The organism is Ruegeria sp. O4 (assembly GCF_056535125.1).
The window spans coordinates 1-25,649 of record NZ_JBQERO010000005.1; the positions used below are offsets into that span (position 1 = coordinate 1).

Sequence of the window (25,649 nt, forward strand, 5' to 3'; positions counted from 1 at the left end):
GAAATTCGTCCGTCCGTTTCAGTCCCATAGTTCGTCTCCTTTGCTGCAATAAATGCTATCAAAGGAGCGGCAGCAAACCGCGACACGTCCACAGTGTGCCACGCTGCAACAGATACGCTGCCGAATTCAGCGTAAACTGGAGTAGTAACAATCAGCGTTGAAACCTGTTATTTTGCTGATCGTTTCGAGACGGCCCTTTGATCTGTAAGCTGACGTTGTTGTTATCCCGTAGCCATATTCCCGTTTTAAGATGATCGGTAAGCCAACGGCGAACTGATGCATGTGGGGGATTTCTGCGTTTGGGTCCTTGATTGCATTTTTCGGAGATTTTTGCAGGGCGCGCTCGCGAAAATCAGAGTAACTCTGCCCACCAATCACCGTTTGATTGGCAAGGTTCTGAAGCCTTGGACCAAGTTTGGCGTCCTTGAAAAAGTCGGTACCGAAACTTCTGGCAACTAGCGCGTAACCAAAGGCGCTTTCTGCTCCCAGAGTGTGATACCAATAGCCGCGGTAGCCGCGAAATGAGTTTTCTTTCAGCATGCCTTGGGCATCTATCTTTTTGATGAAAGAGGAGCGGCGCTTGCGTATTTCGCTTTTGGCGAGCCATGCATCACGTTTCCACCTAGCGTAGGCAAGCACGCCCAAACCATAGTCTCCAAATTCATACAATCCGTCACTTTGCGCGCCGTTTGACGCCAGTGGGGAAAGGAATTTCTTGTAGATCTTGTCAAAGTACGTATCCAGTATTCGTTTCTGGTCTGGTGTCGCGTATTCCTCAAGCACAATGGCCGAATACAACATTGCAACGCCAGTATAGCCAGTGTGTTGCACAACATGCAGTGGACATGGTTGGTCGCTTCGGCCACCTTTCCAGCACTCCACTTTCTTTGCGCTATTATATGATGGGGCATTCAGCAGGGCGTTCGCTTTCCCAAGATGGACCAGAGTGCCCAAGATTTTTTTGCTGGCCGCGGCGTCACCTTTTGCCGCCGCGCCATATGAAACTTCTAAGAGCTTTGTCCACCTTTTGGAGAAGGCATCGTGGTTGACGTTCAGAGAATTGGTGCTCGTCATGCTCGCTGAACTTAGTGCTGAAATCATCTTAAGGTCACTGTTCAGGCGAGATGAAGAAAAAAACTTCGAGCATGCAGAGCCTTGCAGGCGTTCAGCAAAGAAGTCCGTTGGGAACGTCACGTTTTGCGCACTTGCCGACGTCGCAATGATCGACGACACTAAAAAAACGGATAAGATCCAATGTCTAAAGAATATTTGCATTTTGCTTCTTCAGGTTCCCCGTATTCAGAGAATTGGAATGTACTGATATTTACAACGTCAAAGGCCCGCTTTTATCAGTTAGTACTATCCACGCGCTCAACTTCTAGAATATACCCTCGTGATGATCCGGTGCCGTTTGCATCGTCCCAATACGGTGAAGGCTGATGAACGTAATTGTGGAACCGAACGACGTCCGAGTTCCCGCCATGATTGTTTGGCTGGCCTTCTGACCAGTTCGAAAACGTAACCGGTTCGCCGCTGACCAGCGCCCACCCACCGTCTGGCTCAATAGCACCTTCCTCCTGATATGTGCCGATCCAAGGTCCGAAAGCTTGCCCATCCTGATGCATATCCCACAAGCGCTCATCGTTCTTAATGAGTTCGAAAACAAAACTGTTCTCAGCTTCGGATGTAATGGAAGCTAAATAGCCACCCCTCTCTTTGGCATCTGCAACAGCTGACTGCCAGGAACTGCCCCATGTCAAAATTGCATAATAGGAATGTTCATTCCATTCGCCTGATGCAACTACGTCAGACATCTTAGGCAGTGGAGGTGCATCCAGGTTGCTTTCAGACGTCCACGGCGGCGATCCACCAGAAAGCGTTGTAGTGCTGTCACGAGCAGTAAGAACATACACAAGACCCAAGCAGGCGGCAGCGAAAAAGGCACCTCCCGCGGCCAGAATGCGCAGCTTATTTTCTTTACGCACACTGACATCTTGGACGCCTTCAACGTTGTAAGCGCGCACCGGACGATCAATGTTCCTTAATCGCTTGGTTCCCATGGCACGGAATCCAAGGGATAGCTTGCCTTGTATCTGGTCGTGTACCTCGCCAGACAAGCAGATTCCACCAGGTTCAGCGAGGCTTTCTAGTCGAGCGGCCACATTTACGCTGTCACCTAAAAGATCACCATCTTGAAGGATCACGTCTCCGACATTTATCCCGATGCGAAACTGAACTTGAGAAGACGACGGAACCGAGAGGTTGCGTGTCCGTATTGCTTCCTGAATTTCAACGGCACATCGCACCGCTTCGACAGAGCTCGCAAATTCAGCAATAATGCTGTCACCTGCGGTGTTGGCAATCCGACCACCAAAATTCTCAATAAGCGCATCAGTCACTGATCGATGCTCTAAGAGCATTTTAGCAGTGCCTTCTTCATCGATGCTGGTAAGACGACTATATCCGGCAACGTCGGCAGCCAGTATCGCTGCAAGACGTCTTGCAATCTTGTTAGAACTCGCTTGCGTTTCGTTATCTTGCGGCAAAATTCATCATCTTCTGATGCAATGGTAAGAGTGTTACGTTCGCGACTAACGCTTACCAAAAAATACCGAGACCAAATCGAAAATCTAGCGCTTTCTCATTTCCAACTCCCGCGGTTTTCCAATGATCAGGCGTTCGTGTAGCTTATTTGCTTCGAGGTGAGTGCCAGCTACATCCGCAGACCACCAGCTCGCCGTACGCTCAATTTTGCCACCGCAGCGAAAGTCTGGTCTGGTGAAGCTATGCCGCAGCGCTTGACCGATCCTCCGATCCGCCGCATGCCACCCCATCGTCAGTTCGATGACGTGCCACTGTACCACGTATCCGGGGATATTAAAAAAATACCGAATATTGGTATATGTGATATCTAGGAGGCAAACATGGCAAAGAACACTTCGATGTCCCTTGGGGACCATTTTGCCGGTTTCATCGACACTCAGGTCAGCAACGGACGCTACGGCTCGGCAAGCGATGTCGTACGGGCAGGCCTAAGGCTTCTCGAGGAGCATGAAGCCAGAATCCAGGCGCTGAAGGACGCATTGATCGTTGGTGAAAACTCGGGTGAACCACGTGCCTTTGACCGCGAGGCGTTTCAGGAACGCATGCGCCAGAAGAACAGCACCTGATATCTCAAAAATATGTGCTTTCACCGATGGCGGAAGCTGATCTCGAAGGGATTTGAATTTACACGGCGCAAGAATGGTCACGCGAACGAGCCGAGGTGTATTCCAACGACATCATCGACGCGTTTGAAGATATCGCGGCGGGGAAGAAGGCGGGCAGACCATCTTTAGTCCGCGAGGGATATCTCAAGACATTGATCGGTAGGCATGCGATTTACTATCAAATTCGAGGCGAGTTGATCGCGATCATCAGAATACTGCATCAAAGTATGGATATGGAACAGCACTTGTAGTCTCGGCGAATGGCAGAAATGCGGGCTGCACACACAGCATTTGATCGCATTGTCCAAGGTATCCTTCGAGCCGGAGCGAAGGCCGGATTTGACTATGGCCAATTTAATGCTGCGAAGCCGAGAACGACGACATTGAGCCCAAAGTCTCAGATGCCGCGCTTCGTACGAATGTTTGCTAGGTATTTCGACGAGGTGTAAGCCCTGTGATTTGGATAGCAGTTTCGTTGGCTCCATTTACGGCCGCACTTTTGGAGCGGCTATTCCGAGACCTCGTGGGTGGCAAAGGCATCCGCATAGTCAGGATGCCAGCGCGACAGCGCGGGCCGGTTATGGACAATATCACCTAGGGCCCATTCGACGCGTTTCCTGTCGCGGGCTTCTGAGACATCGTTGTCGGGGCAGAGAATATAGAAATCTCCGTTCGACATGCGCTTCAGCAGATAGTCGATGGCCTCGACGCTTGACCATGCCGCCGCGGGCTTTTCGGGCATGAACTTCTGGATGATGCCCGTATAGGTAAAGCCGGGCACAAACAAATGGACGCTGATTTCGGCACCCGCCTCGCGCAGCTCGTGGGCCAGCATCTCGGTCATGACCTTCACAGCGGCCTTGCTGGTGTTATAGGCGGCGTTACCGGGTGGCGTGGTGATCCCCTGTTTCGAGCCTGTGTTGATAACCACGGCAGGGCGTGCTGCGGCGATCATCCGCGGCAGGAAGGCGTGCACTCCGCTCATGACGCCAAACAGATTGACCTCTATCAGTTTCCGCCAGTTCTCACTGTTTTCCCAACTGCCGGTCGGCAGCGCAATCCCGGCATTGTTCATCAAAACAGCCACCTCTCCGAGTTCAAAGACCTGATCGGCGAGATCCGTCATGGCTGCGGCGTTGGTCACGTCCGCGGGGATCGCCCGAACCGTCTGGGACGTATCCGCCAGTTCGATCAAATCCGCCTCGGCCTTGTCCAGCGCCTCTCCCGGAAGATCGACCAGCACAACACCCAGACCCGCCTGCAGGAACCGTTTGGCCGCAGCGAGACCCACGCCGCTTGCCGCCCCGGTGACAACGGCCAGGCCGCCTTTTTCGACTGCTTTTTGGTACATGTTTTTTCCTCTCATGATGACGGGTCACGTCGTGTTTCAGGGCGCCATCTTTTGTTTAATGCCCCCGATGAACGCCGCATCGTCCTGTTGTTTGCGGGCATCCAGCAAAGCCTCGGCATCAGGTCCTGCGCGATACCGTAAACGGTCGCTGCTATCGTTGGCCGCGTCCCAAATCACCTCAGCAACCGTCTCTGGCGCAGAAGGGTTCGATGCGAGTCTGCCGAACAGGCGCCCCATGGCTTCGGCCATCGGCGTGTAGCCTGACAGATTTTCATCCATCGCAAAATCGAACGAGCTGCCGCCGAAATTCGTCTGGATCATGCCAGGCTGAACAATACGCACCCGTATGCCCAACGGTTCCAACTCGTAGTGCAGGGCTTCGGACAGACCTTCCACCGCAAACTTGGTGCCGTGATAAAGCGCACCCAGTGGGAAGGTGATCTGCCCACCGATGGACGAGATATTGATCACCGTGCCGGAACGGTTTTGACGAAAGTGCGGAAGCACCGCTTTGGTCACCTCTATCAAGCCGATAACGTTGGTGTCGAACTGGCGTCGGATGCGGTCCATCGTAAAGGCTTCGAGCGCGCCATAGGCCCCATAGCCTGCATTGTTCAGCAAAACGTCGATCTGTCCAAAGCGATCGATGCCCTCTGCCACGGCCGTCGCGATTGATTTGGCATCCGTCACGTCCAGCCGCGCCAGGTGGACGTTCTCCAAATTGGCAAGATCCAAGCCGCTGGCAGGGGTCCGCATCGTGGCAACGACGTTCCATCCCCTGGCCTGAAAATACCCGGCCGTTGCCGCGCCGATACCAGACGACGCGCCGGTAATTAGAATGGTCTTCATATCATCGATCCCCTGGTGCCTATAAGCACAATACTCAAGAAATCTGCGTGACTCTTTTTCTATACTCCAAAATTTTTGCACAATTCTCTGGAAACGGAATTTTTTTAAGAAGTAAGTCTGCGTCCATGCAAAAGGAGGGCAAAGGCCTTATCAGAAGAACTTTGCTTGAGCGGGGCAGGGCGGTTGCGCAGCTTTTGCCCATGACCAATCCTGCCTCTTTCAAGTATTTCAAATCCAGTCCCGAGATCATCCGCCTCGCAGTGATGCTGTACATCCGTTTCCCGCTCTCGCTTCGGAATGTCGAAGACATGTTGCACGAGCGAGGCATCGACGTGAGCCACGAAACTGTCCGGTATTGGTGGAACAGGTTTGGCCCAGTGTTTGCTGCTGAAATTCGAAGAATGCGTGTTAAGCAATTGAGAGCATACTGCAAATGGAAGTGGCGCGTAGACGAAGTTTTCGTGAAGGTGAATGGCAAGCGGCATTACCTTTGGCGGGCTGTGGATCATGACGGCGAGGTGCCGGAGGCCGTTGTTGCCAAACGCAGAAACAAAGCTGCAGCGCTGAAATTCCTCAAGAAATTGATGAAGCGACATGGTAAGGCGGAAACCGTCGCCACGGGTCGCTTCGCATCGTACCGGGCCGCTCTCAGAAAGCTTGGCTCTACCGAAAAACAAAGGACGGGTAGGTGGCTCAACAACCGCGTCGAGAACTCGCACCTGCCTTTCCGACGAAGAGAACGCGCGATGCAGCGTTTCAGGCACATGCAAAGTTTGCAGAAGTTCGCCGCCGTCCACGCGTCCGTCTACAACCACTTCAACTAGGAAAGATCGCTAGCCAGCCGAGACAACTTCAAGTTGACACGCACCGCCGCTCTCGCCGAGTGGCGTCAGCTTTGTTCTGGATAGGTTCGTGGTTTCTGCGGCAAACTGAGACTGGTTCGAATTCGTCTGACAGCACCGCCACCCATACCGTCTTTGTTCAGCGTTTTTTGCAGAGAATTGAACTGCCGTTCCGGTCGGGTGTCGACAGCTTCCTTATCAGAAAAGTCGTGATGTCCGTTGCGGCCCAGTCAGCGACCCAGTCGCTGCGCAGGTCAGGTAAGTTGGCCTGACTTCACCCTCAGCAAAACACATGGTCAGTGAAAACACACAGAAATTGCAAATAAGTTATATTGCGCCTAGAGCTTTTGCCGGAGGCACGCATGAAACTGACATCCTATTCCAACTATGCGCTGCGATCTTTGCAACTGGCTGCGCTCAAGGCCCCAGATCGCATTCGCGTTGACGATGTCGTGCGGGTGCACGGCCTTGCCCGGCCGCATATTGTAAAAATCGTGCACGAGTTGGGTCGGGCCGGGTATCTGGAAACAGCACGCGGCAGAGGCGGTGGTTTCCGGTTGGCTAAACCCGCGGAACAGATAAAGATCGGCGATGTAATTCGCCTGACCGAAGGGCCCCTGGATGTGGTCGAATGCTTTAACCCTGAAAAAAACACCTGCCCTCTGATCGGTATATGTAAATTGTCCCAAGCGATCCAAAAAGCGACCGGGGCATTCATGGCTGTGCTTGATGATCTGACGCTGGCTGACATTGCCTCAAACAGAAACGAGTTGTTAAACCGTATCGCGCCGATTGAGGAGGGCATCGTGGCACCTATGCGCAACGCAAGATGACAATCCTAGATTGGACTGAGCGATTTCACGGGACTAGTCGCCTTCCGAAAGCTGTGCGTGAAAGGTTGCGTACAGCGGCCCGTATCGTGCGGTGCCCAAAAGGCGCTCAGGTATTCGGCCCTGACAACGTTCCCGACAGCCTATTGTTCTTGTGCGACGGACGGATTCGCGTTTCTCAAAGTTCGGATTCGGGCCGCGAGATCGTGCTCTATCGGGTCGAGGCGGGGGAAAGCTGTGTACTGACGACGGCCTGTATGCTGGCAGAAGAAGCATATAACGCTGAAGGTATTGCCGAAACCGACGTAACGGCGGTGACGTTGCCGAAACATGCCTTTGACCGTTTGATCTCGGAAGAAGACGCATTTCGCGAGTTTGTATTCGAGGCCTACTCGCGCCGACTGATTGATCTGTTGCGGGTGGTCGATGACGTGGCATTCGGGCACCTGGATATTCGCCTGGCTGAACGTCTTCTGGTTCTGGCCGGGGGGCGGGAAGACATTCAGGCAACGCATCAGCAACTTGCCAGCGAACTGGGCACCGCGCGTGAAGTTGTCTCGCGGATTTTGCAGGACTTTCAAAAGCGCGAGATGATTACCCAATCGCGGGGGCGCATTACGATAACCGACAAGGCGGCATTGGAACGCTTGGCGCAAAGCACTTGACCATTTCGGGAAATTTTCCGGTTTCGTGACTTTGTCACTGAAGTCAGGATTTCAAAGTTATATTTACTCCTCAACTTTTCAAGCCGCCAAGGTGATTGCAGGTCTGACGTGAAGGCCGGATATGGGCTGGCAGAAACGGAGGAGACGAAGATGAATGAGCGCAAACCCGCCCGGACGTTCGGCGGCATCGCCATTGCGTTGCTTGTTGCTGCTTTGGTCGGCGCGGCTGGCAGTTACATCTTTCTGACGTTCGGGCACGGGCATCGCCAGGGCATGGCCGGTGATCGGGCAGAGCATCGTCATGGTGCAGACGGGCAAGGCCACGACGAGGTCAACATGCCGGGGCTGCGGGGCGAGAACGCAACGCCCGAGGAAAGCGCCGAGCTGGCTGTGATGTTCCGCAATTTCGATACGATCACGCGCGAGGTTGAAAACCTTCCCAATGGTATTCGCACTGTCACGAGATCTTCCGACCCGGATGTCATGGATGCTCTGATCTCCCATGTTGCCGGGATGATCGATCGGGTGGGCCGCAAGGATGATCCGATGATCATCATTCAGAGCCCGACCCTCGACATATTTTTTGAACATGGCGACAAGATCACCTCGGATATCGAAGTGACCTCTGAAGGGTTTGTAGTGGTGCAAACATCCGACGATCCGGAAATAGCCAAAGCCATGCATATCCATGCGGCCGAAGTGAGCGCGATGGCGGATCGCGGCATGGACGCCGTCCACGAAATGATGATGACACGCGGCGGAAACAGGTAACGGATCCGCGCCAGTTAGGAGGCAAGATCATGAATGATCAGAAGTCTATCGAGATACACAACCAAAAGATGGCCGACGCGATAGCGACGCCGATTGGAAGCTACCCAGTGGATCTGAGCGTGAAACCCGATGTTCAGGGTTTTTACGACGAGGCAACGGCGACAATCAGTTATATCGTTGCGGACCCGACCTCGAATTCCTGTGCGATTATCGACAGTGTCATGGACATCGATTATGCCGCTGGCCGCATTACGTTTGGCCATGCCGACATGCTGATTGCCGAGGTTGAGAAGAGGGGCCTCAAGCTGGAATGGATCATTGAGACCCACGCCCATGCCGACCACCTGTCAGCGGCGCCTTACATCCAGCAAAAGCTGGGCGGCAAGATCGGCATCGGTGAAAACATCAAGATCGTGCAAGACGTGTTTGGCAAGATCTTCAATGAAGGCACCGAGTTTCAGCGGGATGGCAGCCAGTTTGACGCCCTGTTCGTCGATGGCATGACCTATAAGATCGGCAACATGACCGCCTTTACCATGCATACGCCGGGCCACACACCCGCCTGCATGGTGCATGTTGTCGGGGATGCAGCCTTTGTGGGCGACACGTTGTTCATGCCTGACGGTGGCTCGGCGCGGGCCGATTTCCCCGGTGGCGACGCGGGGACATTATTTGACTCGATCCACAAGGTGCTCAGCCTGCCGGACGAAACCCGGCTGTTCATGTGTCACGATTATGGTCCCAACGGGCGTGACATCCAGTGGGAAACCACGGTGGCCGAGGAGAAGGCCCACAACATTCACGTGGGCGGTGGCAAGACTAGGGACGAGTTCATCAAGATGCGGTCCGAGCGCGACGCGACGCTGGCGATGCCGACGCTGATCGTACCTTCGATTCAGGTCAACATCCGGGCGGGCGGCATTCCAACGGACCAGGATGGGAACCAGATGCTCAAAGTTCCAGTCAACAAGCTCTGAACGCAAGAGGCACCCATGGACATCAGAAAGATATCAGGCGCAGTTTCGGTGTCGCCGCAGGTTACGCCAAATGACATCGAGGCGATAAAAGGCGCGGGCTTTCGTGCCATCATTTGCAACCGCCCCGATGGCGAAGGTGCCGATCAGCCGACATTCGAGGAAATCGAGGTAGCAGCGGAAAAACTGGGTCTCGAGGTGCGCTATGTTCCAGTGCAAACCGGGATCGTCAGGGACGAAGACGCCGAGGCCTTTGGCCGCGCGCTGACCGAGTTGCCGGGTCCGGTTCTGGCCTATTGCCGGACCGGCACGCGTTCGGCCACTCTGTGGTCGCTAAACGAGGCGGCGCACAAGCGTCCGGTGTCCGAGATCCTGTCAGCCACCAAGGTCGCCGGTTATGACATGAGCGGCGTTGCCCGCCGCATTGCCAATGGTGGGAAAACGCCGACCGACACGGGCGACGCATCTTTTGATGTGGTTATCGTGGGCGGTGGGGCTGGCGGTATTGCCACTGCGGCCAGCCTGCACGCGCGCAAATCCGACCTGTCGATCGCCATCATTGATCCGTCTGACGTGCATTATTATCAGCCCGGCTGGACTTTGGTGGGCGGGGGTGTCTTCTCGGCAGAACAGACCGCCAAGACGATGGGGTCGCTGATCCCGCGCGGGGTGAAGTGGATCAAGGCGGCAGTTGCGGCCTTCGAGCCGCAGAACAATGCCGTAATTCTGGATGGCTGTCGCGTGGTGAAATACGACCGTCTTGTCGTATCTCCGGGGCTCAAGCTGGACTGGGGCGCGGTCGAAGGGCTGGAAGAAACCTTGGGCCGCAACGGGGTGACCTCGAACTACCGCTATGATCTGGCGCCCTACACATGGCAGCTTGTCGAAGGGCTTAAGGAAGGCCGGGCGCTGTTCACACAGCCGCCAATGCCGATCAAATGCGCGGGTGCGCCACAAAAAGCGTTGTACCTGTCGGGCGATGCGTGGTTCCGGCGAGGCGTTCTGAAGGATATCGACATCCAGTTCATGAACGCGGGCGGCGTGCTGTTCGGGGTCAAGGACTATGTCCCGGCGCTGATGGAATACGTCACAAAATACGACGCCTCACTGAATTTCTTTCACAATCTGGTGTCGGTAGATGGGGCGGCGAAAAAAGCGACCTTTAAGGTTGCAATGCCGGATGCCGAGCCCGAGTTGGTCACAGTCGAGTTTGACATGATGCATGTCTGCCCACCACAGGTCGCGCCGGACTTTATTCGCGTGTCGCCGCTGGCGGATGCGGGTGGCTGGGTCGATGTTGATCAGGCGACGCTGCGCCACAAGAGCTTTGACAATATCTGGTCGCTGGGCGACGTGATGAACGCGCCCAACGCCAAAACCGCGGCGGCGGCGCGTAAACAGGCACCGACCGTGGCCGATAATATCGTAGCAGACATTCAGGGCCGTGGCCCGGTTGCCGCCTATGACGGCTACGGTTCGTGCCCGTTGACGGTCGAGCGCGGCAAGATCGTTCTGGCCGAGTTCGCCTATGGTGGGGTGATGACGCCCAGTTTCCCGAAATTCCTGATCGATGGAACCAAACCCAGCCGGTTGGCGTGGCTGTTGAAGGAGAAGTTGCTGCCGCCGATCTACTGGTCTGCGATGCTGAAGGGCAAAGAGTGGTTGGCCAAGCCCGAACCATTGAAGGTGGCGACCGATTAACTCCTTTCGAAACTGACACCGGAAGAACCGGCGTAAGTTCTGGCCTGTCCCGCCTTCACCAAAAGTGCGACCGGCCAAGGTATGGCGGTCAGAGCCTCCCACGCTCTGGCCGCCGCTTTCTCAGGACGTGAACCCATGCAGAGCCTTTTACGTTTCCTTCCTATTCTTGACTGGGGTCGCCGGTATAGCCGTGCGTCGCTGTCGAATGATCTGATCGCGGCTGTAATCGTCACGATCATGCTGATCCCACAGTCCTTGGCCTATGCCTTGCTGGCAGGGCTGCCGCCCGAGGCCGGGATCTATGCTTCGATATTGCCGATCGTCCTTTATGCGGTTTTTGGCACCAGTCGGGCGTTGGCGGTGGGGCCTGTCGCGGTAGTGTCACTGCTGACAGCCAGCGCTGTGGGGCAGGTGGCCGAGCAGGGCACAGCTGGATACATGGTGGCGGCACTGACGCTGGCTTTCCTGTCGGGTGGGTTTCTGGTGCTGCTGGGCGTTTTTCGACTGGGCTTTCTGGCCAATTTCCTCAGCCATCCTGTCATCGCAGGTTTCATTACCGCATCGGGCATCCTGATCGCGACCAGCCAGTTAAAGCACATTCTGGGTGTCAGCGCCCATGGGCATACTCTGCCAGGGATGCTGGGCTCAATCTTCGAAAACCTCGGGCAAACCAATTGGCTGACGGTAATCATCGGCGTGCTGGCCACTGCGTTCCTGTTTTGGGTGCGCAAGAACCTCAAGCCCGCGTTGCGGCGCATGGGGGTGCCGCCCCTGCTGGCTGACGTGCTGACCAAGGCTGGACCAGTTGCCGCCGTGGTGGTGACCACGGTTGTCGTCTGGGGCTTCGGGCTGGATGCGCAGGGCGTCAAGATCGTCGGCGAAGTGCCTCAGAACCTGCCGCCGCTGACTTTGCCGGGGCTGTCCCCGGACCTCATCGGTGCATTGCTGGTGCCAGCGATCCTGATCTCAATCATCGGTTTCGTCGAAAGCATCTCGGTTGCGCAGACGCTGGCTGCCAAGAAACGCCAGCGCGTGGACCCCGATCAGGAGTTGATCGGTCTGGGCGCAGCCAACCTGGGCGCGGCATTTACCGGCGGCTTTCCGGTCACCGGTGGGTTCTCACGCTCGGTCGTGAACTTCGATGCGGGGGCGGAAACCCCGGCGGCAGGCATCTATACCGCTGGTGGTCTGGCGATCGCCGCACTGTTCCTGACACCGCTGGTGTACTTTTTGCCCAAGGCCACGCTGGCCGCGACGATCATTGTTGCGGTGCTGAGCCTTGTGGACCTGTCAATCCTGAAAAAGACCTGGGGATATTCGCGCGCCGATTTTACAGCGGTGGCCGCCACCATCGTCCTGACTTTGTTGGCCGGGGTCGAAACCGGCGTGGCCAGCGGCGTGGCAATTTCGATCCTTCTGCATCTCTACAAAACCTCGCGCCCACATGTGGCCGAGGTCGGGCTTGTGCCGGGTACGCAACACTTCCGCAACATCAATCGCCACAAGGTCGACACCGAGCCGTCACTGGTGACGCTGCGGGTGGATGAAAGCCTGTATTTCGTGAACGCCCGTTTCCTCGAAGACCTGATTCAGGCGCGTGTGACCGAGGGCTGCGAAATCCGCAACGTGGTTTTGATGTTCTCGGCGGTGAACGAGGTCGACTTTTCGGCCCTCGAAAGCCTTGAGGCCATCAACCACCGCCTGCGTGACATGGGCGTTGGTCTGCACCTGTCCGAGGTCAAAGGCCCCGTCATGGACCGCTTGAAACAATCGCATTTCCTCGACGACCTCAACGGGCAAATCTTTCTGGCCCAGTACGACGCTTGGCAGCGGTTGACCGCGCCGGAGAGGGTGAGAACGGCGGCAGAGTAACAGGAGCCGCCGCATTCAGATAAGCGCCCCTTGGGTTATGCTGATCGTGTTGCAGATCACCTCAGCGCATAACAAAGGGGTTCGACATCGGTTTGTCCGATGTATTCAGCCAAACGGTCTTGGTCCGCGTGTAGTCGTGAATGGCCTCTAATCCCGCTTCCCTGCCATAACCGGATTGGTTGAAGCCGCCAAAGGGCGCGATGGGTGAGACGGCGCGGTAGGTGTTGATCCAGCAGATGCCCGATTTCAGGCGGGATGAAACACGGTGAGCACGGGCGACATTTTCGGTGAAGATACCCGAGCCAAGCCCGAATGGCGTGTCATTGGCCAGGTTGATTGCCTCTTCTTCAGTGTCGAAGGGCAGCAAGGACATGACGGGACCGAACATTTCGACCTTCAGGGTCTCTGTCTCGGCACTGGTGCATTCCACCAGTGTTGGGGCCATGAAATGACCAGACCGATCCAGTGGCGCGCCCCCGAAACGAATACGGGCACCCTGTTCCCTGGCCTTGGCCAGTGTCGCCTGAATTCTGACAATCTGGGAATTGGTGCACAGCGGGCCAATATGGGTTTCAGGTTCCAATGGATCGCCGATGACTATGCCCGACATCTTTTCTTCGATCTTGGCGATAAGAGATTCCATAAGGGGACGATGGATCAACCCGCGCGATCCTGCGACGCAGCTTTGACCCGAAGCGCCGAAATTGCCCGCGATCAGTCCGTTGGCCGCACCATCCAGATTGGCATCATCGAATACTATGATTGGGGATTTTCCACCCAATTCCAACGTGGTTACGGCAAAGTTCTCAGCCGAGTTGCGCACCACTTGACGCGCCGTTTCCGGGCCGCCAGTGAATGCGATCCGGTCTACGTCAGGATGTCGGGTGAGAGGGATCGCACAGTTTTCTGCGTCCCCGGTAATGACGGAAACGACGCCGGGTGGGAATCCCGCTTTGTCGATCAAGCGGGCGAACTCCAGCATTGGGGCGGGCGCAATCTCTGATGCCTTCAGCACAACCGAGCACCCCGCGGCCAGAGCTGGCCCAAGCTTGGTAGCCGTGAGAAACATCTGCGCGTTCCAGGGGACAATTGCGACCACCACGCCAATGGGCTCGCGCCGCGTAAAGACATGCATGTCCGGTTTGTCGATCGGCAGGACCGCGCCTTCGATTTTGTCCGCCAACCCCGCATAGTAGCGGTAGTAATCGCCGACATATGCCGTTTGGGTCGCGGTTTCCGCTAGCAGCTTGCCGCTGTCCTTCGTCTCGATCTCACCAAGGCGTCCTGCGTTCTGTTCGATCAGTTCTGCAAGCCGGAACAACAGTTTGCCACGTGCAGTTTGTGTCATGTCCCGCCACGCCGGATCATCAAGTGACCGGCGCGCCGCGGAAACGGCGCGCTCTACGTCTTCGGGTGCGGCACAGGCGAAACTGGCCCATTCCTCACCCGTTGCCGGATTCAACGAGGCCATCACTTGCCCACGTGCGCCTTCGGTCCAAGTGCCGTCGATAAATAGCTGGTAATGTGGCTTCTGGTGCATTGCGGCCCCTCACTGAAACTTTGGCATTACATCGTCGATGAAACGGGCAAGGGATGCGCGTTTGCGTTCGAAGCTCATGCCGCTGTCAATCCAAAACGAGTATTCATCATATCCAAGGTCTTCATAGCGTTTCAGACGTTCTGTTACCCCGTCCGCCGTGCCGATTGTCAGATCGCGCGCCAGATTTTCGGGTGCCATCATTGCGTTGGCTGCCATTTCTTCTTCGGTTAGCGCCTGAATCAATCCCTGTCGGACTGGTCGCTTGTTTTGGAACCACGCGCCGAAATAGTTGTAAAACCGGGACAAATCCCGCGCAGCCTGATCCAGTTCAGTGTCATCGCGCCCGACATAGGTGTGGTGAAGCAGCATGATCTTGGGGCGCGCTCCGCCGTGATTGGCGCAGGCGGTCTCAAAGCGAGTCATCAGTGTCTCAATTTCTTCGATACCTTGCCACAGCGGGGTGACCTGAATGTTGAACCCGTTCTGAACGCCGAACTCGTGGCTGTTCGGATCCCGCGCGGCAATCCAGATGGGCGGCCCGTCGGGTTGCACCGGCTTTGGGGCCGAACTGGTGGCGGGAAACTGAAAGAACTCTCCGTCATGCGCGCAGTCGCCTTCCCACAATTTGGGCAGCAGAGGAGCGATCTCTCGCATTCGCTGACCGGCGGTCCATGCGTCCAGACCGGGCATAAGCCGCTCGTATTCATAAGAGTAGGCCCCGCGCGCTATGCCCAGCTCGATCCGGCCTCCGGTCATGATATCCGCTGCGGCTGCTTCGCCCGCCAGTTTGATCGGATGCCAGAACGGCGCGATCACAGTGCCGGTGCCAAGGCGCACGTTTTTGGTATGATGCGCGATATCCACCAGCGACATCAGCGGGTTGGGTGCGATGGTGAAATCCATCCCGTGATGTTCGCCAGTCCAGACCGCACGCATCCCTGCCTGATCAGCCATCTTGCACAGCTCGATGAACTCTTCATACAATTTCTCATGCGGCTCTTCGGGGCCCAGCCGTTCCATATGGGCAAAAAGGGAAAACTCCATTCGTCAGGTCCTTTCCGACAGGCTGTGCACATCGCCCCGCTGGGCGTCACCCAGATAAAGCGAGAAATTGCGGGTTCGGCTTTCCAGCGCAAAACGAGCCATCATGGTCGCGATGGGTGCTGACGCGTATGGCAGGGTCGCCAGGTCTTTGATTGCGATTGCCTGAAAAGTGCCATGCCGGGGCAGGGACGGCGCAGACGCAAGAATGTAAACATGATGCGTGTTGGCATCGTCATAGACGGAATACGCAACCCCAAGGCGTGCATCGACACCTTTAGCCGTCAGGTCTTGCACAAGGCTGTTTCGCAAATCTTGCCGATCTGACAGCGTGACTTGCGGCGGACGGAAACCGGCTTCTGTTTTCTCCAGCAAGACGTGCCCGTCCTGTTCGATGATTGCGCCGCAGACCACGTTTCGCCCGGATGGTTCCAGCGCGCCACGTTCCAGCCCGAGGCTGAAATACTGCCCGTTCGCATAGCCAAGCCCGGGGGCATCGTCCTGAGAATACGTTTCGACCTGACCGATCAAAACGCAATGGTCCCCGGCTTCGACAACCTGATGAGTGCGGCAGGAAAACGTTGCGACTGCCCCTCTGATCAAAGGGACGTCGTGCGTATCAAAGCAGTGATCGACTTTGGCAAATCGATCACCTTTGAACCCGGCAAACGTATTGGATACATCTTCCTGCCCCTCGGCCAGAATGTTCACCGCGAAACGGGCGCAGGTTGCGAATTCGTGATAAGAAGACAGGTTTTTTCCCGGACAAACCAAAAGCAGCGGCGGGTCGAGAGAAACCGAAGTGAAGGAATTGGCCGTAAAGCCGAGTGGATTGCCTGTGTCATCGCGCGTCGTCACAACCGCTACACCGGTCATGAACCGTCCAAAAGCACGACGAAGGTCACGAGGATCAAGCGCGGTCATTGGCGCAGCTCACTCAGAAAGCTGGAAATGGCGGCGTTGACCTGAGGTGCGTGCGTCATTGGCATCATATGTGCAGCGCCTTCAATGATTTGCGCGCGTCCGCTCATTGCGGTGTCCGCCATGGCGCGTGACATCTCCGGGGTCGAATTGGGTTCAAGACTGCCGGTTAGAAAAAGCGCCGGGCAGCTTAGTTTCTCCAACGCGTCGCGTCGGGGGCTCTGACTGTGGGCGAAGACGGAATAGGCCGTTTTATACGCAGCCGGGTCCATCGCCGTCAGCCAACTACGGCAGGCATCGCGCTCGGCCGAGGCGACGTCTCCGAACCATCGATGCAATGTGCTGGTGGGATCAGCGATCGTCTTGCCATCCAGCTGCGCCGCACGGTCGCGCACGGTCTGTGCCGCATTCGCGTCTCTCTCAAAAACCGCGTTCAATGCGACGATCCCACATACCCGGTCTGACGCTTTGGCGGCAAGATCCAGCGCGATCATGGTCCCCATCGAGTGGCCCACCAAAACGACCGGACCACTCAGGCAGTCCAGAACACCCCGTGCCGCTTCGGTGTACGCCGACAACCCCAACCTCATGTCAGCCAAAGGGCTGTTTCCATGTCCGGGCATGTCCGGAGCGGTCATGCAACCTTCAGAAGCCAGCCCGTCCAATTGCGCGCCCCAGGCTTCAGCCCGCAAGCCAACACCATGCAACAGAAGGATATTCTGACCCGAACCGGTCTGGATGGCCGCCAGCCCGCCGATCTCAGACCGCGGCCGGGTTGTCCAGGTCATGGCCCAAATCCTTAAGATCCTGATAGCGGTCACCGATACGGTGGTGCGGTCTGCCCGAGGTTGCTGCGCCTAATACGACCACAACTTCGTCATCGCGCGGTGCGTCAGAAATCGAGAACTGAATTGTCAGGTAGTGCGACCTCCGCCCAGCATCGTTTTTATCCATCAACGGCACCATGATCGGTGCGTTTGCCGGGCCACGTGTGTTGGTGAACGCCAGATAGGATTTCGCGCCGACGGCCTCTCGGTAGTGATTACCAAATCGCAAGGTGTGAATAAGGCCCGAAGCGTGCTCGACCTCACCATTCAGCCCGACCACAGCGGCTTTGCCATAGGCTTCGATTGCCTCTCCACTCCCGGCCAGTTTGATCATGCGTTTCGTCATCATCTCACCCAGAACAGGGCCATAGGCTTGTATCTCGGGTTTAAGGTCTTCCACAAACCGTCCTGCCCAGGGGTTGTGAACCACTGCGGCCACGGCAAACATGCGCCATGGGGTTTTGGCGGCTTGGAAGCCCTCGACAAGGACCTCCTCATCGTAGGTGACAATCTTACGTATTTCCGGTTGCATCAAAGCTCTCCTGTCGCGCTCGCAAACGTTAAAAACGGACAGGGTTTTTGACAAATGATTGAATTATGTGCTTTGCCATTAAAAAGACTAATGGACAGCTTGACCAAATGGGTAAATCTCTTCCACCACTGACCTGGTTCCGATCCTTCGAGGCGGCTGCACGAACGCTTAGCTTTACGGCGGCTGCCGAAGAGATTGGGTTGACGCAATCGGCGGTCAGTCAGCAGGTGAAATCGCTCGAAATGCGTTTGGGGACAGCTCTTTTTGTGAGGCACCCCAGAAGCTTGGCGCTGACGGATGCGGGGCGTAAACTATTGCCCGAGGTTGGCAGCGCGCTTGAAGCGCTTGCCGCGGCTGCCGGGCGCGTGGACGCCAGTGCCTCCGGAGACATCTTGACTGTCGCCACGTCTGTTAGCATCGCTCATTGGGTTATTGCCCCATACCTGTCAGATTTTACCAGACGCCATCCTGAAGTACGCGTTCGGCTTCTCAGTGCGATCTGGCCCGATGATTTCCACGCGTCTCACGCTGATGTTCAGGTTCGGTTCGGGTCAAAGAAACAGGTAGGGCATGGCGCTGTCCGACTGATACCTGACCGGCTGGTTGCTGTGAAATCCCCGGCAGTCGCAGGAGACGTGTTTGACCTGCCGCTGATCGAGGCTGTCGGGACATCAAGTGGGTGGGGCACATGGTTTGAAAAACAGGGCTTGCGCCGCCAACCCGGTGTTTTTGTCGATACATTTGGGATGGCCCTGCAACTGGCCGTTCATGGTAGCGGTGTCGCCTTGGTCAGCGAATTACTGACGACCCATGCGATTGCCGCGGGTCTGGTCGTACGCGTGCATGAATGTTCGGTGGACAGCAACGAAGGGTACTACCTTTCGTCCAACGCTGCCAATCCGGCTGCCCGGCTGTTTCACGACTGGCTGTTGGCGTTGGTTGCAGAACAGGCCTCGAATGCCGTCAACGTCCCTGATTGACGTCAGACGTTGGTTGACAGTGTTCCACCGATGGGATCACGTCAACGGGCCTAAACTCAGGGGAGAAGTATGCAGGTCATCACCAATCCACATCGGGCGGGCCAAAAGCTTGCACCGTCTGCGCCGTATCCTTCTACAAATGCTGCCCGTGTTGAAGATTTGCTTTCTCAGTGCCCTGTCGCGAAAGAAACGCCATTGGTGGATGTTGGGAAACTGGCCCCTGTAGCCCAGCTTTGGGTGAAGGATGAGCGGGCGCGGATGAACCTTGGTTCGTTCAAAGCTTTAGGGGCGGCCTATGTAATTGCGCGTCATGCGGCCGAGAGGACAGGTGAGCCGGGTGAACAAACTCTGGCAGGCGCAACCTATGTGACCGCCAGCGCCGGGAACCACGGCATGAGTGTAGCGGCGGGTGCCAGAATTTTCGGTGCGAAGGCCGTCGTCTACATTGCTGAAACTGTGCCCGAAACCTTTTCGGAACGTCTCAAAGGCCAAAAAGCCGAAGTTGTTCGAAGTGGTGCTGACTATGCCGCCAGCATGGAGGCCGCGAGAATGGCTGCCGACGAAAACGGTTGGATATTGCTGTCGGACAGTTCGTGGGAAGGATATTATGACCTGCCATGGACGCTTATGGAAGGCTATCTGCAAATGGCGGCAGAGGCTGTCAGGCAGTGTCCCGAGGTTCCGACGCATATTCTGTTGCAGGCAGGCGTGGGCGGGCTGGCCGGTGCCGTTGCTGCCTATGCACGAAACATCTGGGGCGACGCACCGAAGATCGTTGTGGTTGAACCCGAAGCGGCACCCGCGTTGCAGGCCAGCTTAGCCGCCGGAAAATGTGTTTTCGCGGATGGCCCTGACAGCATTATGGGGCGTCTGGACTGCAAGGAACCATCGTTGATCGCGTTAAACGGATTGGCTCGCGACGCAGACCTGTTCCTGACCCTGTCAGACGACGATGTGGCGGCAAAGCTTGACGCAATGGCAAAGGCCGGGCTGGCCACCACGGCGTCCGGCGGGGCAGGCCTTGCGGCAGTGATGAACGAAACCGCGCGGAAAGCCATAGGGATCGACGAACACTCACGCGTTTTGTGCTTTCTGTCGGAGATCGCGGAATGAGGGGGTTCGATCAGGCAGAATTCGAGGCGCGCACCAAACGCGCGCAGGAGCTGATGCGAGCCGCGGATATATCGGCGCTGCTGCTGACGACAGAAACTGATGTGCGCTACTTTACCGGCTATCTGACCCGATTTTGGGAAAGCCCAACCCGGCCATGGTTTCTGGTGGTACCGGCCACGGGCAAACCGGTGGCCGTGATCCCTTCGATCGGGGCCGCGCTCATGGGGCAGACCTGGATCGATGACATCCGAACCTGGAGTGCGCCCGACTTGCAAGACGACGGTATCTCGCTTCTGGCCGACGTCCTGGCCGAACTGACGCCCGTTTCGGGCAATATCGGGGTGCCGGATGGTCATGAGACACACGTGCGGATGCCCATGGCGGACATTGAACGCTTGCGCGGCGCTCTCGGTTCGCGTCGCATTACCGGTGATCAGAGTATCCTGCGCCGGTTGCGCATGATCAAATCCGAGGCTGAAATTACGAAGATCCAAACCGCCTGCGATATCGCTGGACGCGCGTTCGCCCGCGTGCCCGAGGTTGCCCGCGCAGGAGTGCCTTTGGACATGGTTTTTCGCCGGTTCCAGATGCTCTGCCTTGAGGAAGAGGCCGATTGGGTGCCGTATCTTGCAGGCGGGGCAGAGCAGGGCGGTTACAGTGATGTAATATCACCTGCAACTTCGGCGCCGTTGGAACCTGGCGACGTGCTTATGCTGGATACAGGTCTGGTTTGGGATGGCTACTTCTGTGATTTTGATCGCAATTGGTCCGTCGGCCCAGCCCGGTCCGAGGTGAGATCAGCGCACGCCAGACTGGTAGAAGCCTCGGATGCCGCGCTCGAGATCGCACGGCCCGGTGCTACTGCCTCGGATTTGTTTCATGCCATGAACACGGTTCTGACCAAAGAGGCGGAAGGCACAGATGCGGGGCGGTTGGGTCATGGGTTGGGGATGTCACTGACAGAGTGGCCGTCCCTTATCCCGGCAGACCAGACCATGCTGGAACCCGGCATGGTTTTGACGTTGGAGCCGGGCATCGCCGTTGGTACAAAAATACTTGTCCATGAAGAAAACATTGTCATCACCGAAGGCACCCCACGTTTTCTAAGCCCACGCATAGGGCCAGAGGTGATCGAGATATGACCCGGATCCATTACGCTCTTGATGAAGACGATCCCAAGGCCACCCCGCTTGGTCTGATCGTGTTGCAGACAGATGAAACGTTGGAGCCCGAATTCAGCTCGTATTTTTCGGACCGCAAGTATCCAATTTACGTGACGCGAATTCCCAGCGGGATCGAGGTGACGACGGAAAGCCTTGCGGAAATGGAGAAGGCGCTGCCGGCCGCCGCCGGATTGCTGCCCAGCGCGCGACCTTATCGCGTTGTCGGGTACGGGTGCACGTCTGCAAGCTCGGTTATCGGGTCCGACCGCGTGGCAGAACTTGTCAAACAGACATGCCAGACCGCCGAGGTTACAAACCCTTTGCGTGCGGCAACGGCCTGTGCGCGACACTTGGGCGTTTCGAAATTCGCGCTGCTGTCGCCCTATATTGAAGAGGTAAACCTTCCCCTGCGCCGGGCCTTTGCCCAAGGCGGAGTGGAGATGGATGTTTTTGGGACATTCGGGGAATCAGAAGAGGCCAAAGTTGTTCGGATTTCGGTGCAATCCGTCATTGACGCTGCCACAAAACTGGGCTCGGACCCGTCGGTTGATGCGGTTTTTCTAAGTTGCACAAACCTTCGCACGCAACAGGCTATTCCCGAGATTCGCGCGCGTATCGGCAAGCCGGTTCTGTCCAGTAATCAAAGTCTTGCGTGGCATATGCGTGCTCTGAACGAAGCCGGGTGAGCTGTTAAATCCCGATATTGTGTAACAAAATCAGGATTCACTGTTGCAATGTGAACATCGCTTGGTCTTAACTAACGGCTACAGATCAATGAAATCCGCAGAAGACGGATAATCATTTGACGTAACAGGGGGTCTTGTGGCCGATACAATGAACGACGCCGCGTTTGTCGAATTCCAACGCGTACAGAAGTCTTATGACGGCGAGAACCTCGTCGTAAAAGACTTAAACCTTGCAATGCCCAAAGGTGAGTTTCTGACAATGCTTGGGCCGTCAGGCTCGGGCAAGACGACTTGTCTTATGATGCTCGCCGGATTTGAAACCGCCACGCACGGTGAAATCCTCTTGGGCGGCAAGCCCATCAACAATATCCCGCCGCACAAGCGCGGTATTGGCATGGTTTTTCAGAATTACGCTTTGTTCCCGCATATGACGGTGGCCGAAAACCTGTCGTTTCCACTGGAAGTCCGTAAACTGGGCAAGTCGGAGCGGGATGAAAAGGTCAAGCGCGCACTGGATATGGTTCAGATGGGCGCCTTTGGTGGCCGACGTCCTGCTCAGCTGTCGGGCGGGCAACAACAGCGGATTGCTCTGGCTCGTGCCTTGGTATTCGAACCCGAACTGGTCTTGATGGACGAGCCATTGGGGGCATTGGACAAGCAGCTGCGTGAACATATGCAGTTCGAAATCACGCGTCTGGCCCATGAGCTTGGGATCACAACAGTCTACGTGACCCACGACCAGACCGAAGCGCTGACCATGTCAGATCGGGTGGCTGTATTTGATGACGGCCGCATTCAACAGCTGGCGCCGCCTGATCAGCTTTACGAAGAGCCGGAAAACAGTTTTGTCGCGCAATTCATTGGTGAAAACAACACGTTGGAAGGTGTTGTTAAATCAATTGACGGCGACACTTGCGTCGTACGTCTGGATGATGGCTCGGAAATCGACGCGGTTCCGATCAACGTCCACAGCGCAGGCGACCGGACCAAAGTTTCGATCCGCCCTGAACGTGTGGAATTCAACAAAGACCGACTGCATGCTGACGCGCATACTTTGAAAGCAAGGGTCGAAGAGTTCATTTACATGGGCGACGTATTCCGGTTCCGCATGTCCGTTGCCGGAAACAACGAATTCATCGCCAAAACTCGAAATGCGCCTGACGCCGTACGCCTGACCCCAGGTCAAGAGATCGAGATCGGCTGGCTGGCACAGGATTGTCGTGCGCTCGACGCATAGACCAAACCGCGCGGGACAAGCGCGGTTAAGCTGAGGGACCGGCCGGTGAAAACCCGTGCATCGGCTGACCACCACATAAAACGGGATGAACTGGGAGTAACACATGAAACCAACCAAGATCATGCTCACTGCGGCTGCGATTGCGACGGCTGCGGGCACTGTTTCAGCCGAGGAGATGACCATCGTTTCCTGGGGCGGTGCCTATTCAAAGTCGCAGTTGAAGGCGTATCACGAGCCCTATTCGGAAAAGACCGGCATCACCATTCTGAACGATGACAGCTCGGCCGAAGCCGTTGCCAAACTGCGCGCAATGAACGAAGCGGGCAACATCACATGGGATGTGGTAGATGTTGTGGCCGCTGACGCGATCCGTCTTTGCGACGAAGGTCTGGCCCTCGAGATCGATTTCGACAGCCAGTTGGCCGCAGCTCCGGATGGCACGCCCGCCTCTGAGGATTTCGGCGACCTGCTGGTCAGCGACTGCTTTATCCCGCAGATCGTCTATTCGACCACATTCGGCTACCGCACTGATCTGGTCGGTGACACCCCGCCGACCGACATCTGTGCAGTGTTCGATCTGGAAACCTATCCGGGCAAACGTTCGCTGGAGAAGCGTCCGATCAACAACATGGAATGGGCGCTGTTGTGTGATGGTGTCGCCAAGGATGATGTCTATGACGTTCTGGCGACTTCGGAAGGTCAGGATCAGGCCTTGGCCAAGCTGGGCACCATCAAAGACAGCGTTGTCTGGTGGTCTGCCGGTGCGGACACGCCACAACTGCTGGCTGACGGCGAAGTCATCATGGGTTCGACCTATAACGGCCGTCTGTTCAGCGTGATTGAAGAGCAGAAACAGCCGGTTGCAATGCTGTGGGACGCGCAGGTGTTCGATCTGGATGGCTGGATCATTCCTGCCGGTCTGAGTGATGAGCGCAAGCAGCGCGCGCTGGACTATATCATGTTCGCAACCGACACTCAGCGTCTGGCGGATCAGGCCAAGTACATCTCGTACGGTCCGGCCCGCGCCTCGTCGGCTCCGCTGGTTGGTCAGCACGCCGATCTGGGGATCGACATGGCCCCGCATATGCCGACCGATCCGGAAAACGCCAAGAACACGTTCTTGTATAACTACGAGTTCTGGGCGGATTACCGTGATGACATCGACGCCAAATTCCAGGCGTGGCTGGCGCAATGAGCGTCTGATTTCATGACACAGTCGGGGGCGGTGCGCCGCCCCTGAACCAAGACAGATCCAAGGGGCTCCAATGACTGACGCAAGCCAAAATGCCGGACCCATGCTGGCAGCGGATGGAACACCGCTCAAGCTATCGCTGGCACGCTCGTTGCGGCGGCAAAAGCTGCGTGCCTTGCTGTTGATCGCTCCTTTGCTTCTGTTCGTTCTGTTTTCCTTTATTGTTCCAATAGCTGCGATGCTATTCCGTTCAGTAGAAAACAACATCGTCTCTGACACTCTGCCTCTTACCGTCGAGGCGCTTCAAAACTGGGATGAACAGTCTGGAGAATTGCCGGGCGAGGGCGTGTATGATGCCTTTGTGCGGGACATGATTGTTGCGATTGACAATAAAGAGCACACACGGCTTGGTTCGCGTTTGAACTACGAAGAAACCGGTATGTCTTCGATGTTCCGCAAGTCAGGTCGTCAGATCAAGAAACTGGATCCTGAAACGGATGGTCCGTTTAAAGAGCAACTAATAGATATTCACGACGGATGGGGCGATACACAAACGTGGCGCGTGATCAAAACCCATTCGCCGAAGATCACCAACGGGTATTTTCTGAACGCGGTAGATATGCGCAGAACCCCCGACGGCGCGCAGGCACAACCCGAAGACAAGCAAATCCTTGTTAAGCTGTTCGGTCGAACGCTGTTTATGTCTCTGGTAATAACGGGTGCCTGTATCCTGCTGGCTTATCCGGTCAGCTATTTGCTGGCGACGTTGCCGATGCGTGTCTCAAATCTGCTGATGATCCTTGTGCTTCTGCCGTTCTGGACGTCACTGTTGGTGCGGACGTCGGCGTGGAAGGTGATGCTGCAACAGCAAGGCGTGATCAACGAAACGCTGGTCTGGCTGGGGTTAGTGGCTGACGATGCGCGACTGGTGATCATCAATAACCAGATCGGTACGATCACCGCAATGACGCATATCCTGCTGCCATTCATGATCCTGCCCATGTATTCGGTGATGCAGACCATTCCGGAATCCTACACGCGTGCCGCGAAATCCATGGGTGCGACCAACTGGACGACGTTCTGGCGCATCTACTTCCCTCAATCCATTCCGGGTATCGGCGCGGGTTCAATCCTCGTGTTCATTTTGGCGATTGGCTACTACATCACGCCTGAAATCGTGGGCGGTACCAAAGGTGTCTTCATCTCGAACCGGATCGCCTATCACATCTCGTCCTCACTGAACTGGGGACTGGCGGCGGCGCTGGGAACGATACTTCTGGCGGTCGTTCTGCTGCTCTACTGGGTCTACGACAAGATCGTGGGCATTGATAACGTGAAGCTGGGATAATCGAC

The 25,649-nt window shown here is 56.3% G+C and carries 24 protein-coding genes and 1 pseudogene; 16 read left to right on the forward strand and 9 right to left on the reverse strand.

The features are described 5' to 3' along the window. Positions 1-126: 126 nt before the first annotated feature. Complete coding sequence (locus tag ACR0J7_RS08250) at positions 127-1,275, reverse strand: hypothetical protein (RefSeq protein WP_480607946.1); 1,149 nt, start codon at positions 1,273-1,275, stop codon at positions 127-129. Positions 1,276-1,349: 74 nt separating this feature from the next. Beyond that, on the reverse strand, positions 1,350-2,546 hold the full coding sequence (locus ACR0J7_RS08255; RefSeq protein ID WP_480607943.1) for an adenylate/guanylate cyclase domain-containing protein: 1,197 nt from the start codon (positions 2,544-2,546) through the stop codon (positions 1,350-1,352). Positions 2,547-2,924: 378 nt separating this feature from the next. Between ACR0J7_RS08255 and ACR0J7_RS08260 the strand changes: the two genes are divergently transcribed. Continuing rightward, complete coding sequence (locus ACR0J7_RS08260; protein ID WP_209504385.1) at positions 2,925-3,170, forward strand: type II toxin-antitoxin system ParD family antitoxin; 246 nt, start codon at positions 2,925-2,927, stop codon at positions 3,168-3,170. 56 nt (positions 3,171-3,226) lie between these two features. Beyond that, positions 3,227-3,460 carry a type II toxin-antitoxin system RelE/ParE family toxin gene (locus tag ACR0J7_RS08265; RefSeq protein WP_480773609.1) on the forward strand — a complete coding sequence of 78 codons (234 nt, stop codon included), beginning with the start codon at positions 3,227-3,229 and terminating at the stop codon, positions 3,458-3,460. A gap of 257 nt (positions 3,461-3,717) precedes the next feature. Here the strand turns inward: ACR0J7_RS08265 and ACR0J7_RS08270 are convergent, their stop codons facing one another. Both ACR0J7_RS08270 and ACR0J7_RS08275 read right to left on the reverse strand, forming a co-directional pair. Beyond that, entirely contained in the window at positions 3,718-4,560 is an 843-nt protein-coding gene (locus ACR0J7_RS08270; protein WP_480899523.1) for an SDR family NAD(P)-dependent oxidoreductase, read from the reverse strand. Between the two features lie 36 nt (positions 4,561-4,596). Further along, on the reverse strand, positions 4,597-5,409 hold the full coding sequence (locus tag ACR0J7_RS08275; protein WP_480505776.1) for an SDR family oxidoreductase: 813 nt from the start codon (positions 5,407-5,409) through the stop codon (positions 4,597-4,599). Between the two features lie 200 nt (positions 5,410-5,609). On the opposite strand from ACR0J7_RS08275, the pseudogene ACR0J7_RS08280 reads away from it, so the two are divergent. From ACR0J7_RS08280 to ACR0J7_RS08310, 7 genes and pseudogenes are all read left to right on the forward strand, one after another. Next, positions 5,610-6,317 (forward strand): annotated as a pseudogene (locus tag ACR0J7_RS08280) (IS6 family transposase). 296 nt (positions 6,318-6,613) lie between these two features. Continuing rightward, positions 6,614-7,084, forward strand: coding sequence for an Rrf2 family transcriptional regulator (locus ACR0J7_RS08285; RefSeq protein WP_480476276.1), 471 nt, complete (start codon positions 6,614-6,616; stop codon positions 7,082-7,084). Next, positions 7,081-7,746, forward strand: coding sequence for a Crp/Fnr family transcriptional regulator (locus tag ACR0J7_RS08290; protein WP_480899525.1), 666 nt, complete (start codon positions 7,081-7,083; stop codon positions 7,744-7,746). Before ACR0J7_RS08285 ends, ACR0J7_RS08290 begins: the two co-directional genes overlap by 4 nt. Positions 7,747-7,896: 150 nt before the next feature. Further along, a complete protein-coding gene (locus ACR0J7_RS08295; protein ID WP_480913850.1) occupies positions 7,897-8,517 on the forward strand; it encodes a hypothetical protein in 621 nt (206 codons plus the stop codon). Positions 8,518-8,609: 92 nt separating this feature from the next. Continuing rightward, positions 8,610-9,494, forward strand: coding sequence for an MBL fold metallo-hydrolase (locus tag ACR0J7_RS08300; protein WP_209504912.1), 885 nt, complete (start codon positions 8,610-8,612; stop codon positions 9,492-9,494). A 15-nt stretch (positions 9,495-9,509) separates the two neighbouring features. Then, the gene (locus ACR0J7_RS08305; RefSeq protein ID WP_480913851.1) at positions 9,510-11,192 is read left to right on the forward strand and encodes a bifunctional protein tyrosine phosphatase family protein/NAD(P)/FAD-dependent oxidoreductase; all 1,683 of its coding nucleotides are present in this window, start codon (positions 9,510-9,512) and stop codon (positions 11,190-11,192) included. Positions 11,193-11,327: 135 nt separating this feature from the next. Then, the gene (locus ACR0J7_RS08310; protein ID WP_480831663.1) at positions 11,328-13,064 is read left to right on the forward strand and encodes a SulP family inorganic anion transporter; all 1,737 of its coding nucleotides are present in this window, start codon (positions 11,328-11,330) and stop codon (positions 13,062-13,064) included. Between the two features lie 61 nt (positions 13,065-13,125). Here ACR0J7_RS08310 and ACR0J7_RS08315 read toward each other — a convergent pair whose 3' ends face one another. From ACR0J7_RS08315 to ACR0J7_RS08335, 5 genes are read right to left on the reverse strand one after another with little or no spacing between them, the layout of a single operon-like run. Continuing rightward, positions 13,126-14,604, reverse strand: coding sequence for an aldehyde dehydrogenase (locus tag ACR0J7_RS08315; protein ID WP_480899531.1), 1,479 nt, complete (start codon positions 14,602-14,604; stop codon positions 13,126-13,128). Between the two features lie 9 nt (positions 14,605-14,613). Further along, on the reverse strand, positions 14,614-15,648 hold the full coding sequence (locus ACR0J7_RS08320; RefSeq protein ID WP_480913853.1) for an LLM class flavin-dependent oxidoreductase: 1,035 nt from the start codon (positions 15,646-15,648) through the stop codon (positions 14,614-14,616). A 3-nt stretch (positions 15,649-15,651) separates the two neighbouring features. Further along, entirely contained in the window at positions 15,652-16,569 is a 918-nt protein-coding gene (locus tag ACR0J7_RS08325) for a flavin reductase family protein (RefSeq protein ID WP_480773524.1), read from the reverse strand. Then, positions 16,566-17,354, reverse strand: a complete 789-nt coding sequence (locus ACR0J7_RS08330; protein ID WP_480913855.1) for an alpha/beta fold hydrolase — start codon at positions 17,352-17,354, stop codon at positions 16,566-16,568. Before ACR0J7_RS08330 ends, ACR0J7_RS08325 begins: the two co-directional genes overlap by 4 nt. Beyond that, positions 17,326-17,925, reverse strand: a complete 600-nt coding sequence (locus ACR0J7_RS08335) for an amino acid synthesis family protein (RefSeq protein ID WP_480481716.1) — start codon at positions 17,923-17,925, stop codon at positions 17,326-17,328. Before ACR0J7_RS08335 ends, ACR0J7_RS08330 begins: the two co-directional genes overlap by 29 nt. A gap of 107 nt (positions 17,926-18,032) precedes the next feature. Here ACR0J7_RS08335 and ACR0J7_RS08340 point away from each other — a divergent pair, with 107 nt between their 5' ends. From ACR0J7_RS08340 to ACR0J7_RS08370, 7 genes are all read left to right on the forward strand, one after another. Further along, positions 18,033-18,905 carry a LysR family transcriptional regulator gene (locus tag ACR0J7_RS08340; protein WP_480913857.1) on the forward strand — a complete coding sequence of 291 codons (873 nt, stop codon included), beginning with the start codon at positions 18,033-18,035 and terminating at the stop codon, positions 18,903-18,905. 69 nt (positions 18,906-18,974) lie between these two features. After that, positions 18,975-20,018, forward strand: a complete 1,044-nt coding sequence (locus ACR0J7_RS08345; protein ID WP_480913859.1) for a pyridoxal-phosphate dependent enzyme — start codon at positions 18,975-18,977, stop codon at positions 20,016-20,018. Beyond that, on the forward strand, positions 20,015-21,160 hold the full coding sequence (locus tag ACR0J7_RS08350; RefSeq protein WP_480870367.1) for a M24 family metallopeptidase: 1,146 nt from the start codon (positions 20,015-20,017) through the stop codon (positions 21,158-21,160). Before ACR0J7_RS08345 ends, ACR0J7_RS08350 begins: the two co-directional genes overlap by 4 nt. Beyond that, complete coding sequence (locus tag ACR0J7_RS08355; protein WP_480545704.1) at positions 21,157-21,867, forward strand: maleate cis-trans isomerase family protein; 711 nt, start codon at positions 21,157-21,159, stop codon at positions 21,865-21,867. The genes ACR0J7_RS08350 and ACR0J7_RS08355 overlap by 4 nt, the downstream gene beginning before the upstream one ends. A 136-nt stretch (positions 21,868-22,003) precedes the next feature. Continuing rightward, positions 22,004-23,104 (forward strand): ABC transporter ATP-binding protein, encoded by a 1,101-nt coding sequence (locus ACR0J7_RS08360; protein WP_480486135.1) that lies wholly within the window; start codon positions 22,004-22,006, stop codon positions 23,102-23,104. A gap of 103 nt (positions 23,105-23,207) precedes the next feature. Beyond that, entirely contained in the window at positions 23,208-24,299 is a 1,092-nt protein-coding gene (locus tag ACR0J7_RS08365; protein WP_480481704.1) for an extracellular solute-binding protein, read from the forward strand. A gap of 70 nt (positions 24,300-24,369) precedes the next feature. Then, the gene (locus tag ACR0J7_RS08370) at positions 24,370-25,644 is read left to right on the forward strand and encodes an ABC transporter permease (protein ID WP_209504364.1); all 1,275 of its coding nucleotides are present in this window, start codon (positions 24,370-24,372) and stop codon (positions 25,642-25,644) included. The last annotated feature ends 5 nt before the right edge of the window (positions 25,645-25,649 follow it).